The sequence below is a fragment of the Pseudomonas sp. GL_103 genome, assembly GCF_057835175.1.
The window spans coordinates 5,213,771-5,226,534 of record NZ_CM174420.1 but is presented as its reverse complement, the minus strand read 5'-3'; the positions used below and the strand labels follow the sequence as shown (position 1 = coordinate 5,226,534).

11 protein-coding genes are annotated in these 12,764 nt (G+C 61.1%); 9 read left to right on the top strand and 2 right to left on the bottom strand.

Annotated elements, in window-relative coordinates:
• The first annotated feature begins 3 nt into the window (after positions 1–3).
• The 9 genes from murD to lpxC all read left to right on the top strand — a co-directional run bounded on the left by murD (position 4) and on the right by lpxC (position 10,497).
• Complete coding sequence (murD, locus tag AC3IP0_RS23455) at positions 4–1,350, top strand: UDP-N-acetylmuramoyl-L-alanine--D-glutamate ligase (protein ID WP_489326032.1); 1,347 nt, start codon at positions 4–6, stop codon at positions 1,348–1,350.
• Positions 1,347–2,564, top strand: a complete 1,218-nt coding sequence (gene ftsW / locus AC3IP0_RS23450) for a putative lipid II flippase FtsW (RefSeq protein WP_056726220.1) — start codon at positions 1,347–1,349, stop codon at positions 2,562–2,564. Before murD ends, ftsW begins: the two co-directional genes overlap by 4 nt.
• Positions 2,554–3,624, top strand: coding sequence for an undecaprenyldiphospho-muramoylpentapeptide beta-N-acetylglucosaminyltransferase (gene murG, locus AC3IP0_RS23445; protein ID WP_489326030.1), 1,071 nt, complete (start codon positions 2,554–2,556; stop codon positions 3,622–3,624). The genes ftsW and murG overlap by 11 nt, the downstream gene beginning before the upstream one ends.
• Positions 3,617–5,077, top strand: a complete 1,461-nt coding sequence (murC, locus tag AC3IP0_RS23440) for a UDP-N-acetylmuramate--L-alanine ligase (RefSeq protein WP_489317171.1) — start codon at positions 3,617–3,619, stop codon at positions 5,075–5,077. The genes murG and murC overlap by 8 nt, the downstream gene beginning before the upstream one ends.
• Positions 5,074–6,057 (top strand): D-alanine--D-alanine ligase, encoded by a 984-nt coding sequence (locus AC3IP0_RS23435; protein WP_489326028.1) that lies wholly within the window; start codon positions 5,074–5,076, stop codon positions 6,055–6,057. Before murC ends, AC3IP0_RS23435 begins: the two co-directional genes overlap by 4 nt.
• Positions 6,058–6,061: 4 nt before the next feature.
• Positions 6,062–6,931 carry a cell division protein FtsQ/DivIB gene (locus AC3IP0_RS23430; RefSeq protein WP_489317169.1) on the top strand — a complete coding sequence of 290 codons (870 nt, stop codon included), beginning with the start codon at positions 6,062–6,064 and terminating at the stop codon, positions 6,929–6,931.
• 15 nt (positions 6,932–6,946) lie between these two features.
• Positions 6,947–8,206, top strand: a complete 1,260-nt coding sequence (gene ftsA / locus AC3IP0_RS23425; protein ID WP_007972611.1) for a cell division protein FtsA — start codon at positions 6,947–6,949, stop codon at positions 8,204–8,206.
• Positions 8,207–8,279: 73 nt separating this feature from the next.
• Complete coding sequence (gene ftsZ, locus AC3IP0_RS23420) at positions 8,280–9,473, top strand: cell division protein FtsZ (RefSeq protein ID WP_046041931.1); 1,194 nt, start codon at positions 8,280–8,282, stop codon at positions 9,471–9,473.
• Between the two features lie 112 nt (positions 9,474–9,585).
• Positions 9,586–10,497: a UDP-3-O-acyl-N-acetylglucosamine deacetylase gene (gene lpxC, locus AC3IP0_RS23415; RefSeq protein ID WP_007916984.1), complete on the top strand. Its 912-nt coding sequence runs from the start codon at positions 9,586–9,588 to the stop codon at positions 10,495–10,497.
• A 173-nt stretch (positions 10,498–10,670) separates the two neighbouring features.
• On the opposite strand, the gene AC3IP0_RS23410 is transcribed toward lpxC, so the two are convergent.
• Together AC3IP0_RS23410 and AC3IP0_RS23405 are read right to left on the bottom strand one after the other, a co-directional pair.
• Positions 10,671–12,173, bottom strand: a complete 1,503-nt coding sequence (locus AC3IP0_RS23410) for a sensor domain-containing diguanylate cyclase (protein WP_489326026.1) — start codon at positions 12,171–12,173, stop codon at positions 10,671–10,673.
• Between the two features lie 246 nt (positions 12,174–12,419).
• Complete coding sequence (locus AC3IP0_RS23405) at positions 12,420–12,644, bottom strand: hypothetical protein (protein ID WP_489317166.1); 225 nt, start codon at positions 12,642–12,644, stop codon at positions 12,420–12,422.
• Positions 12,645–12,764 lie beyond the last annotated feature (120 nt).

Below are 12,764 nucleotides of genomic sequence, written 5' to 3'. Positions count from 1 at the left end.
CACGTGTCTCTGATCGCTTCTGACCACTTCCGCATCGTTGTCGGCCTCGGCAAGAGCGGCATGTCCCTGGTTCGCTTCCTGGCGAACCGGGGCGTGGCGTTTGCAGTGGCCGATACGCGGGAAAACCCACCGGAACTGGCCACGCTCAAGCGTGACTATCCCCACGTGGAAGTGCGTTGTGGCGAGCTGGACGTCGAATTCCTGTGCCGTGCCGACGAGCTCTACGTGAGCCCCGGCCTGGCGCTGGCGACCCCGGCCCTGCAGGCTGCCGCCGCCCGTGGCGTGAAGTTGTCCGGCGACATCGAGCTGTTCGCGCGTAACGCGAAGGCGCCGATCTTGGCCATCAGCGGTTCCAACGCGAAAAGCACCGTGACCACGCTGGTCGGCGAAATGGCGGCTGCGGCCGGCAAACGTGTTGCCGTCGGTGGCAATCTCGGTACCCCGGCGTTGGACTTGCTCAGCGACGACATCGAGTTGTACGTGATGGAGTTGTCGAGTTTCCAGCTGGAAACTACCGATCAGCTCAACGCCGAAGTGGCGACCGTGCTCAACGTCAGCGAAGACCACATGGACCGTTACAGCGGTCTGCCGGCCTATCACCTGGCCAAGCACCGGATCTTCCGTGGCGCCAGGCAGTTCGTGGTCAACCGCCAGGATGCCCTCAGTCGTCCGTTGATGGGCGAGGGTCAGCCTTGCTGGACCTTCGGCCTGAACAAACCAGATTTCAAAGCCTTCGGTATTCGTGAAGAAGGCGGCGAGAAATACCTGGCCTTCGAATTCCAGAACCTGATGCCGGTGCGCGAATTGAAGGTTCGTGGCGCCCACAACCAGTCCAACGCCCTGGCGGCCCTGGCCTTGGGCCATGCGGTCGGCCTGCCGTTCGATGCCATGCTGTCGAGCCTGCGCACCTTCGCCGGTCTCGAGCATCGTTGCCAGTGGGTCCGTGACCTCGACGGCGTGGGCTACTACAACGATTCCAAGGCCACCAACGTCGGCGCCGCACTGGCGGCCATCGAAGGCCTGGGCGCGGACATCGACGGCAAGGTCGTGCTGATCGCCGGTGGCGACGGCAAGGGTGCCGAATTCAAGGACCTGCGCGATCCGGTGGCGGCCAACTGCCGCGCCGTGGTCCTGATGGGCCGCGACTCCGACAAGATCGGCGAGGCCATCGGCGACGCCGTACCTCTGATCCGCGCCGGCTCCCTGGTCGAAGCCGTCGAGCAATGCCGTGCCGCAGCCCAGCCAGGCGATGTAGTACTGCTGTCGCCAGCCTGCGCCAGTTTCGACATGTTCAAGAACTACGAAGACCGTGGTCACCAGTTCGTCCAAGCCGTGGAGGATCTGGCATGAGCCTCAAAGGCATCATCAAGCCGTATCCATCGCCGCTCATCACCGGGCGCGGTATCGACCTCGACTTCCCGATGCTCGCCGGTTGCCTGACGCTGCTCGGCCTGGGGCTGATCATGATCGCCTCGGCATCGACCGAAGTGGCGGCCGTGCAGTCGGGCAGCGCCCTGTATTACATGATTCGCCACCTTATTTACGTAGTGCTGGGCCTGGGTGCCTGCATCGTCACCATGATGATCCCGATCGCTACCTGGCAACGCTTGGGCTGGCTAATGCTGCTGGGGGCGTTCGGCTTGCTGGTGATGGTGATCATTCCGGGGATCGGTCGTGAAGTTAACGGCTCGATGCGCTGGATCGGCTTCAGTTTCTTCAACGTCCAGCCTTCCGAGATCGCCAAGGTGTTCGTGGTGATCTACCTCGCCGGTTATCTGGTGCGTCGCCAGAAAGAAGTGCGTGAAAGCTGGATGGGCTTCTTCAAGCCGTTCATCGTGCTGCTGCCGATGGCGGGCCTGCTGCTGATGGAGCCGGACTTCGGTGCCACCGTCGTGATGATGGGGGCGGCGGCGGCGATGCTGTTCCTTGGCGGCGTCGGGCTGTTCCGTTTTTCCCTGATGGTGGTCCTGGCCGTCGGCGCGGTGGTGCTGTTGATTCAAATGCAGCCGTATCGAATGGCGCGTCTGACCAACTTTGCCGACCCGTGGGCCGACCAGTTCGGCGCCGGCTATCAGTTGTCCCAGGCATTGATCGCCTTCGGTCGCGGCGAGTGGCTGGGCGTTGGCCTGGGCAATAGCGTGCAGAAACAGTTCTACCTGCCGGAAGCCCACACTGACTTCGTGTTCTCGGTCCTGGCCGAAGAGCTGGGGGCGGTGGGTTCGTTGTGCACCGTGGCACTGTTCGTCTTTGTGTGTATTCGCGGCATGTACATCGGTTTGTGGGCTGAAAAGGCCAAGCAGTTTTTTGCAGCTTACGTGGCATACGGTCTGTCGTTCCTGTGGATTGGTCAATTCCTGATCAACATCGGCGTGAACGTCGGCCTGCTGCCGACCAAGGGTCTGACCCTGCCGTTCCTCAGCTATGGCGGTAGTTCGTTGGTGATCTGCTGTGCCTGTCTCGGCTTGTTGCTGCGAATCGAGTGGGAAAGTCGAACCCACCTTGGCAGTGAAGAGATGGAGTTCCATGAGAGCGACTTCGCCGAGGAGCCGAACCATGGGCGCTAACGTCATGATCATGGCCGGCGGCACCGGTGGTCACGTGTTCCCGGCGCTGGCCTGTGCCCGCGAATTCCAGGCGCGCGGCTATACCGTGCACTGGCTCGGCACCCCGCGTGGGATCGAGAACGATCTGGTGCCGGCGGCAGGTATCGAGTTGCATCGGATCCACGCCAGCGGTCTGCGGGGCAAGGGCAAATTGTCCCTGCTCAAGGCACCGTTCATGGTGATCAAGTCGGTCTGGCAGGCGCGGGCGATCATTCGCCGTCTGCAACCGGTCTGTGTCGTCGGATTTGGTGGCTTTGTGACCGGCCCAGGCGGCGTCGCGGCAAAACTGGCCGGCGTGCCGGTGATCGTTCACGAACAGAACGCCGTGGCCGGTACCGCCAATCGGTTGCTGGTGCCGTTGGCCGCCCGAGTCTGTGAAGCGTTCCCCGACACCTTTACCCTGTCGGACAGCCGCCGGACCACCGGTAATCCGGTGCGCACCGAGCTGTTCCTCGAGACATCGCGACCTGCCCTGGCCGGTCGCAAGGCGCGTTTGCTGATCCTTGGCGGAAGCCTGGGCGCAGAACCGTTGAACAAGTTGCTGCCTGAAGCCCTGTCGCAAGTCGCTGCCGACTTGCGTCCGGAAGTGTTCCATCAGGCCGGCAAAAACCACGATGAAGTGACTGCAGAGCGCTATCGCGCGGCTGGCGTCGAGGCGCAGGTGCAGCCCTTCATCAAAGACATGGCCCAAGCCTACAGCTGGGCCGACCTGGTGGTATGTCGCGCAGGCGCGCTGACCATCAGTGAACTGGCCGCCGCCGGTCTGCCCTCGATGCTGGTGCCTTTGCCCCACGCCATCGACGATCACCAGACCCGCAACGCCGAATATTTGGCCCGTGAAGGCGCAGCCTTCCTGATGCCACAAAGAACGACTGGCGCAGCGGATCTTGCTGCTCGCCTGACAGAGGTCCTGATGCAACCACAACGACTCAACGAAATGGCTACCGCGGCACGCCGCCTGGCCAAACCCGATGCCACCCGTAACGTGGTCGATAGCTGCCTGGAGGTGGCCCATGGTTGAGAGTCAGAAAGCCATGCCACAACCGGAAATGCGCCGTATCCGCCGCATCCACTTCGTCGGTATCGGCGGTGTGGGCATGTGCGGGATTGCCGAAGTGCTGCTGAACCTGGGTTATGCCGTGTCCGGCTCTGACCTGAAGGCTTCGCCGGTGACTGAACGTCTGGAGTCCTTCGGGGCGCAGATCTTCATCGGCCATCGCGCCGAAAACGCCGCGACCGCCGACGTGCTGGTGGTGTCGAGTGCCGTGAACACGTCCAACCCGGAAGTCGCTACCGCGCTGGAACGCCGTATCCCGGTGGTGCCGCGCGCAGAGATGCTGGCTGAACTGATGCGCTATCGCCACGGTATCGCCGTTGCCGGTACCCACGGCAAAACCACCACCACCAGCCTGATCGCTTCGGTGTTCGCCGCCGGAGGCCTGGATCCGACATTCGTGATCGGTGGCCGCCTGAACGCCGCGGGCACCAATGCCCAGCTCGGCACCAGCCGCTACCTGATCGCCGAAGCCGACGAAAGCGACGCCAGCTTCCTGCACTTGCAGCCGCTGGTGGCCGTGGTCACCAACATCGACGCCGATCACATGGCGACCTACGACGGTGACTTCAACAAGCTGAAGAAAACCTTCGTCGAATTCCTCCACAACCTGCCGTTCTACGGTCTGGCGGTGGTGTGCCTTGACGATCCGGTGGTGCGTGAAATCCTCCCGCAGGTCAAACGCCCGACGGTCACCTATGGTTTCGGCGAAGACTGCGACGTGCGCGCTATCAATGTGCGCCAGCAAGGCATGCAGACCTTCTTCACCGTGCTGCGCCCTGACCGCGAGCCGCTGGATGTTTCGGTGAACATGCCGGGCAACCACAACGTATTGAACGCACTGGCGACCATCTGCATCGCCACCGACGAAGGCGTCAGCGATGAAGCCATCGTCCAGGGCCTGTCCGGGTTCCAGGGTGTCGGCCGACGCTTCCAGGTCTACGGCGAACTGCCGGTGGACGGCGGCAATGTGATGCTGGTCGATGACTACGGTCACCACCCGACGGAAGTCGCGGCCGTGATCAAGGCCGTACGCGGTGGCTGGCCGGAACGCCGCCTGGTGATGGTCTACCAGCCGCACCGTTACAGCCGCACCCGTGACCTGTACGACGATTTCGTCAATGTACTGGCCGACGCCAACGTCCTGCTGCTGATGGAAGTCTATCCGGCCGGCGAAGAGCCGATTCCGGGGGCCGACAGCCGCAAGCTGTGCAACAGCATCCGTCAGCGTGGCCAGCTCGACCCGATCTACATCGAGCGTGGTGTCGACCTCGCACCAGTGGTCAAGCCACTGCTGCGTGCCGGCGACATCCTGCTGTGCCAGGGCGCCGGCGATATCGGCGGTCTCGCACCAAAACTGTTGAAAAGTGAGTTGTTCGCCGGTGCCGTTGCCGCGCCGGAGAAGGGGAAGTTGAAATGAGTGCTGCCTACGCCAACCTGGTCTCCACGATCGCGCCGAAAGACTTCGGCCGCGTCGCCGTGCTGTTCGGCGGCAAGAGCGCCGAGCGTGAAGTGTCCCTGAAGTCGGGTAACGCTGTTCTGGACGCACTGCAAAGCGCCGGTGTGGACGCGTTCGGCCTCGACGTGGGCGATGACCTGCTGCAGCGTCTGCAGAGCGAAAAGATCGACCGCGCCTTCATCATCCTCCACGGTCGTGGCGGTGAAGACGGCAGCATGCAGGGCCTGCTCGAATGCCTGGGCATTCCGTACACCGGCAGCGGCATCCTGGCGTCGGCCCTGGCCATGGACAAGCTGCGCACCAAGCAGGTCTGGCACAGCCTGGGCATTCCGACGCCGCGTCACGCGGTCCTTTGCAGCGAGGCCGATTGTATTTCGGCGGCGACGGAACTGGGCTTCCCTTTGATCGTCAAACCGGCCCATGAAGGTTCAAGTATCGGGATGGCCAAAGTGAGTTCCGCGTCCGAGCTGATCGACGCATGGAAAGCGGCCAGTACCTACGATTCGCAAGTGCTGGTCGAGCAATGGATTCACGGTCCGGAGTTCACCATCGCCACCCTGCGTGACCAGGTGTTGCCACCGATTGCCCTGGGCACGACGCACAGCTTCTACGACTACGACGCCAAGTACATCGCCAACGATACCCAGTACCGCATTCCGTGCGGTCTGGACAGCACCAAGGAAAAGGAACTCATGGACCTCACGGCGAAAGCCTGTGAAGCGCTGGGTATCGCCGGTTGGGGCAGGGCAGACGTGATGCAGGACGCCGACGGGCAGTTCTGGTTCCTGGAAGTCAACACCGCACCGGGCATGACCGATCACAGCCTGGTGCCGATGGCGGCCCGTGCCGCCGGTCTGGATTTCCAGCAACTGGTTCTGGCCATTCTGGCCCAGAGCGTTGTCGGCAACACTGCCGGTAACCAAGAGTCGACGAGAGGTTAAGGCCATGCAAGGCGCTCAGCTCAGACATCAGCCCTCCGCACCGACCGGCCGCAAGCCGGTGCCGCGGGGTGCCAGCCGAATGGTGGCCAAAGAGCCGATGTCCGCGCGCCTGCCGAAAGCCAACTTCGGTTTTCTCAAAGCGTTGTTCTGGCCGGTACTGCTGGTGGCCTTGGGGTTCGGTACTTACGAAGGCGCGACACGGTTGTTGCCGTATGCCGACAGGCCGATCACCAGGATCAATGTGCAGGGCGACTTGAGTTACATCAGCCAGCAAGCGGTGCAGCAGCGGATCGCCCCGTACGTGGCGGCGAGCTTCTTCACCATCGACCTGGCGAGCATGCGCACCGAGCTGGAAACGATGCCATGGATTGCCCACGCCGAAGTGCGCCGGGTGTGGCCGGATCAAGTGGTGATCCGCCTGGAAGAACAACTGCCGGTGGCCCGCTGGGGCGACGAGTCGCTGTTGAACAACCAGGGCCAGGCCTTCACCCCGCGCGAGCTGGCGAACTATGAACACCTGCCACAGCTGTTCGGCCCACAGCGGGCCCAGCAGCAAGTGATGCAGCAATACCAGGTGCTGAGCCAGATGCTCAGGCCGCTGGGCTTCTCGATTGCACGCCTCGAACTGCGTGATCGCGGCAGCTGGTTCCTGACCACCGGCCCCGGCAGTGCGGGTCCCGGGATCGAACTGCTGCTGGGACGCGGCAACCAGGTGGAAAAGATGCGCCGTTTCATCGCCATCTATGACAAGACGCTCAAAGAACAGATTACGAACATTGCGCGCATCGATCTGCGCTACGCCAACGGCCTCGCTGTTGGCTGGCGGGAACCTGTAGCGCCCACGGCAGCCCAACCCGCTGTCGCGAAGAATTAAGAAGAGGCAGGACCCATGGCAAACGTGCAAAGCGGCAAAATGATCGTCGGTCTCGATATCGGCACCTCCAAGGTGGTGGCGCTGGTGGGCGAGGTCGCGGACGACGGCACGCTGGAAATCGTCGGGATCGGTACCCATCCGTCCCGTGGCCTGAAAAAAGGCGTGGTGGTGAACATCGAATCCACCGTGCAATCGATCCAGCGCGCTATCGAAGAAGCGCAGCTGATGGCTGGTTGCCGCATTCACTCGGCGTTCGTCGGCGTGGCCGGCAATCACATCCGCAGCCTGAACTCCCACGGCATCGTGGCGATTCGTGATCGCGAAGTCAGCTCGGCGGACCTCGAGCGTGTGCTCGACGCCGCCCAGGCCGTTGCGATCCCGGCTGACCAGCGAGTGCTGCACACCCTGCCGCAGGATTACGTGATCGATAACCAGGAAGGCGTCCGCGAGCCGCTGGGCATGTCCGGCGTGCGTCTGGAAGCCAAGGTCCACGTGGTCACCTGCGCCGTCAACGCCGCACAGAACATTGAAAAATGCGTGCGCCGCTGCGGTCTGGAAATCGACGACATCATTCTCGAGCAACTGGCTTCCGCGTACTCGGTACTGACCGATGACGAGAAAGAGCTGGGCGTATGCCTGGTGGACATCGGTGGCGGTACTACCGACATCGCGATCTTCACCGAAGGCGCGATCCGTCACACCGCGGTGATCCCGATTGCCGGTGACCAGGTGACCAACGACATCGCCATGGCGTTGCGCACCCCGACCCAGTACGCCGAAGAAATCAAGATTCGCTACGCCTGCGCCCTGGCCAAACTGGCCGGTGCCGGTGAAACCATCAAGGTGCCAAGCGTCGGCGACCGTCCGCCGCGCGAGCTGTCCCGCCAGGCCCTGGCCGAAGTGGTCGAGCCGCGCTACGACGAACTGTTCACGCTGATCCAGGCCGAACTGCGCCGCAGCGGCTACGAAGACCTGATCCCGGCCGGCATCGTGCTGACCGGCGGTACCGCGAAGATGGAAGGCGCCACTGAACTGGCCGAGGAAATCTTCCACATGCCGGTGCGCCTGGGCGTGCCTCACGGCGTGAAAGGCCTGGATGACGTAGTGCGCAACCCGATTTATTCCACCGGCGTCGGCCTGTTGATGTACGGCCTGCAGAAGCAGTCCGACGGCATCTCGTTCTCGGGCATCGGCAGTCGCGACAGCTACAGCAACGAAGAGCCACAGGCTCCGTTGCTGGACCGACTGAAGAAGTGGGTCCAGGGCAATTTCTGAAGATTTACCGCAATACCGTTACACCGAAGCACGCAGTAGGCGAAAAAACTAGAGAATTGAAAGGAGAGGGAAAATGTTCGAACTCGTAGACAACATCCCCGCAAGCCCGGTAATCAAAGTTATCGGTGTCGGCGGTGGCGGCGGCAACGCTGTCAACCACATGGTCAAGAGCAACATTGAAGGCGTCGAGTTCATCTGCGCCAACACTGATGCCCAGGCGCTGAAATCCATCGGCGCGCGGACCATCCTGCAACTGGGTACCGGTGTGACCAAGGGCCTGGGCGCTGGCGCCAACCCTGAAGTAGGTCGTCAGGCTGCTCTGGAAGACCGTGAGCGCATTGCCGAAGTCCTGCAGGGCACCAACATGGTGTTCATCACCACTGGCATGGGCGGCGGTACCGGTACCGGTGCTGCGCCGATCATCGCCGAAGTGGCCAAGGAAATGGGCATCTTGACCGTTGCGGTCGTGACTCGTCCGTTCCCGTTCGAAGGTCGTAAGCGCATGCAGATCGCCGACGAAGGCATCCGTCTGCTGTCTGAAAGCGTCGACTCGTTGATCACCATTCCCAACGAGAAGCTGCTGACCATCCTCGGTAAAGACGCAAGCCTGCTGTCGGCTTTCGCCAAGGCTGACGATGTACTGGCCGGTGCCGTTCGCGGTATCTCCGACATCATCAAGCGTCCGGGCATGATCAACGTCGACTTCGCCGACGTGCGTACCGTGATGAGCGAAATGGGCATGGCGATGATGGGCACTGGCTGCGCCAGCGGTCCGAACCGTGCACGCGAAGCCACCGAAGCGGCCATTCGCAACCCGCTGCTCGAAGACGTGAACCTGCAAGGCGCTCGCGGCATCCTGGTGAACATCACCGCCGGTCCTGACCTGTCCCTGGGTGAGTACTCCGACGTGGGTAGCATCATCGAAGCCTTCGCTTCCGAGCACGCGATGGTCAAGGTCGGTACCGTTATCGATCCGGACATGCGCGACGAGTTGCACGTGACTGTCGTTGCCACCGGTCTTGGCGCTAAAATCGAGAAGCCTGTGAAGGTCATCGACAATACCGTCCACACTTCGATGGCTGCACAGCCACAACAACAGGCCCCTGTTCGTCAGGAAGCTCCAGCGGTGAACTACCGTGACCTGGACCGTCCGACCGTCATGCGCAACCAGGCCCAGGCCGGTGCTGCGACTGCCGCGAAGATGAATCCGCAAGATGACCTGGACTACCTGGACATCCCGGCTTTCCTGCGTCGTCAGGCCGATTGATGGAATGTATCAGGGCTATGAAGGTGATTGGTGTTCAGCAAAGGCTCGGTCTGCTATCATCGCCAGCCTTTGTTGATACCAGTTCGCAATTTGCGCTGAAGCGGCCCAAGCCATGATTAAACAACGCACACTGAAAAATATTATCCGTGCCACAGGTGTAGGCCTGCACTCCGGGGAGAAGGTCTACCTGACCCTCAAGCCTGCGCCTGTCGACACTGGCATTGTGTTTTGTCGCGCTGACCTCGACCCTGTGGTGCAGATTCCTGCCCGCGCGGAAAACGTCGGTGAAACCACTATGTCGACCACGCTGATCAACGGCGACGTCAAAGTGGACACGGTAGAGCACTTGCTCTCGGCCATGGCTGGCCTGGGCATCGATAACGCCTACGTCGAGCTCTCCGCGTCCGAAGTCCCGATCATGGATGGCAGCGCTGGACCCTTCGTATTCCTGATTCAATCGGCAGGCCTGGAAGAACAGGACGCCGCCAAGAAATTCATCCGCATCCTGCGTGAAGTGACAGTGGAAGACGGCGACAAGCGCGCCACTTTCGTCCCTTTCGAAGGGTTCAAGGTGAGCTTCGAGATCGATTTCGATCACCCGGTTTTCCGGGACCGCACCCAAAGTGCAAGCGTGGATTTTTCCAGCACTTCGTTCGTAAAAGAAGTCAGCCGCGCCCGTACCTTTGGTTTCATGAGTGACATCGAGTACCTGCGCAAGCACAACCTCGCACTCGGCGGCAGCGTTGAAAACGCAATCGTGGTCGACGCCGATGGCGTACTGAACGAAGACGGCCTTCGCTATGAAGACGAATTCGTGAAGCACAAGATCCTCGATGCAATTGGCGATCTCTACCTGCTGGGCAATAGCCTGATTGGTGAGTTCAAGGGCTTCAAGTCCGGCCACGCACTGAACAACCAGCTGCTGCGCAAGTTGATTGAGCAGACAGATGCCTGGGAAGTCGTGACGTTCGAAGACGCCAGCACCGCACCAATCTCTTACATGCGCCCGGTTGCGGCGGTGTAAGCAAAAAACCTCTCTAGTTTTTAAAGGCTGCCTTCGGGTGGCCTTTTTTTATGTCCTGAATTTTGTGTTGCCTGACAGGCCGCTTTCGCGAGCAAGCCCGCTCCCACAGGGAAACGCGGTCAACTGTGGGAGCGGGCTTGCTCGCGAAGAGGCCAGTCGATTCAGCATAGAATTCAACTGGCACAAACAACCCGGTTACGCCCCCCTTCCTTGGCCTGATACAACGCCTTGTCCGCGCTGAACAGCAATTGCTCCAGGTTGATATCGCTGGCCGCCGTCCAGGTGGCAATACCGATACTTACGCTCATCGGCGGCTCACCGGGGTCCACCAGTGGCAGTTTCTGCACCGCCTCGCGGATGTGCTCGGCGATCTGCTTCGCGCCTTCACCGTCAGTTTCGGCCAGGACCACCGAAAACTCCTCGCCGCCATAGCGAGCCACCAGATCCGCCGGGCGATGGACATTGGCGCGGATGACCTCGGCCAATGCCCGCAAGGCTTCGTCGCCGGCCTGATGCCCGTGCCGGTCATTGAAGGCCTTGAAGTGATCGGCATCGATCATCAGCAACGACAACGGCTTGCCACTGCGCTGCGCGCGAAACCATTCATGGCGCAGGGTCTGATCAAGGGATCGACGGTTGGCCACGCCGGTCAAGGCATCGGTGGCCGCCAGTTGCGCCAATTCCTGCTCGGCACTTTGGCGCCGTCGCAGCTCACGGCAGAGCAACCAGGTCAGCCACAACAGGCCGATGCACAAAACCCCTGTTGCACCACTGATCACATAGGCCGTGCGGTTCCAGGTGGCGAACACTTCATCGATGGAAAGGGCCACGATGACGGTCAGCGGCAGATTGCCGACCCGGGTAAAGGTGTACAGGCGCCGTTGATGATCGACACTCGATACGCTTTCAAAGGTGCCGCTGCGCTCGCGCAGCATGCGTACGACGTTGGGGCGGCTGGAGAAGCTTTTGCCGATGGTGTTTGGTTCCCGGTATGGTTTCTGCGCCAGGAGAATCCCGTCGTCGTTGATGATGCCCAGCGTACTGCCGTTGCCGATGTCGAGGCTGCTGAACAGCTGATCGAAGTAGCTCATGCGCATCGACGCCACCGCGACCCCCAGAAACTCACCCGTGGGCGATGAAATGCGCCGGCTGAAACTGATGCGCCATTCGTCGCTGTCATCGCAATCGCAGCGTGGCTTGAACGGCCGGCTGATAAACATGCCGGTGTCGCGATTGAAGGCATGGGCCAGGAAATAATCGCGATCAGCGAAGTTGCCCTGTTTCGGCTCGATCAATGATGAGTCGGCCAGCACGTCGCCGTGCTTGTCCAACAGCAGGACGTCGCCCTTGTAGCGCGCGGTGGTGGAGCGGTCGAACAACACCAGATGACGAATCTGTGGTGCAACCTGTTTAAGGTCGTCCCGTTGGGCGGCGGCGATCAGGCCCTGCAAGGTCAAGTCATAGAGCTCGACCGTACGCAGGACATCGGCATCGATCAGTTGCGCAATGGTAGTCGCGCTGCGTGTGGCGGTCTGCTGGGCGTTGGCGTGTTCGCGGATCAGCAGAAAGGCGACGATGCACAGGATCGAGATGACTGTCAGGGTGCTGCCCAAGATCACCATGATCTCGGGTCGCCCGGTCGGGCCTTGAAAATGTGCGGTGCGGCTTGCGGTCATAGGGCTGACGTCTGCTAAAGGGACGCTCTAAGCGTAGTTGCATAAACGCAGCAGCCGAGTGAATCCTGCCTGTTGCTCGAACGATTGATCGTTGACGTGGGCGTCAGTGACTTTGGTTGCAGAAATTGCAAGGAAGGTCGAGTCGCCACTATAAAAAAAGCCGCTGACAACAGCGGCTTTGGAGACAACTTTTCAAAGGGAAAAGCCGATGAAAGTGTCGAGGGAAACGGGAGTGATCAGTGCCGGTCAGCTGTCTTTCTCGGCCAGTGGCCGGGCCTGGATGCTGGATGCCTGCGGGGCTTGGGAGTCTTGCGCAGCCTTGGCCGTCATCTCGATCTGATGCTCTTCGAACGTCGCAGCGCGTGCGGCGTTATGCGCGACGAAAGTCTGCGATTCTTCCGCCATCGCCAATGGCGACAGGAACAAAGAGGACAAAACGAAAGCGCTGGCAATACCCATACTGTTGGACATCTTGAAAACCTTCTTGCTTGGCAAGTGCTGTTTGGTGCGGGCAAAGATAAGGATATGAGGCGAGGGGAAAAAGAGTGGATTCATGAAAGGACTGTTGCTGTTATGGCAATAGTTTTAGTG

Coding starts and splice junctions, on each gene's coding strand:
- AC3IP0_RS23405 (WP_489317166.1), bottom strand. CDS start 12,644: ATGTCCAACAGTATGGGTATTGCCAGCGCTTTCGTTTTGTCCTCTTTG.
- AC3IP0_RS23435 (WP_489326028.1), top strand. CDS start 5,074: ATGAGTGCTGCCTACGCCAACCTGGTCTCCACGATCGCGCCGAAAGAC.
- murG (WP_489326030.1), top strand. CDS start 2,554: ATGGGCGCTAACGTCATGATCATGGCCGGCGGCACCGGTGGTCACGTG.
- AC3IP0_RS23430 (WP_489317169.1), top strand. CDS start 6,062: ATGCAAGGCGCTCAGCTCAGACATCAGCCCTCCGCACCGACCGGCCGC.
- murC (WP_489317171.1), top strand. CDS start 3,617: ATGGTTGAGAGTCAGAAAGCCATGCCACAACCGGAAATGCGCCGTATC.
- ftsZ (WP_046041931.1), top strand. CDS start 8,280: ATGTTCGAACTCGTAGACAACATCCCCGCAAGCCCGGTAATCAAAGTT.
- AC3IP0_RS23410 (WP_489326026.1), bottom strand. CDS start 12,173: ATGACCGCAAGCCGCACCGCACATTTTCAAGGCCCGACCGGGCGACCC.
- ftsW (WP_056726220.1), top strand. CDS start 1,347: ATGAGCCTCAAAGGCATCATCAAGCCGTATCCATCGCCGCTCATCACC.
- lpxC (WP_007916984.1), top strand. CDS start 9,586: ATGATTAAACAACGCACACTGAAAAATATTATCCGTGCCACAGGTGTA.
- ftsA (WP_007972611.1), top strand. CDS start 6,947: ATGGCAAACGTGCAAAGCGGCAAAATGATCGTCGGTCTCGATATCGGC.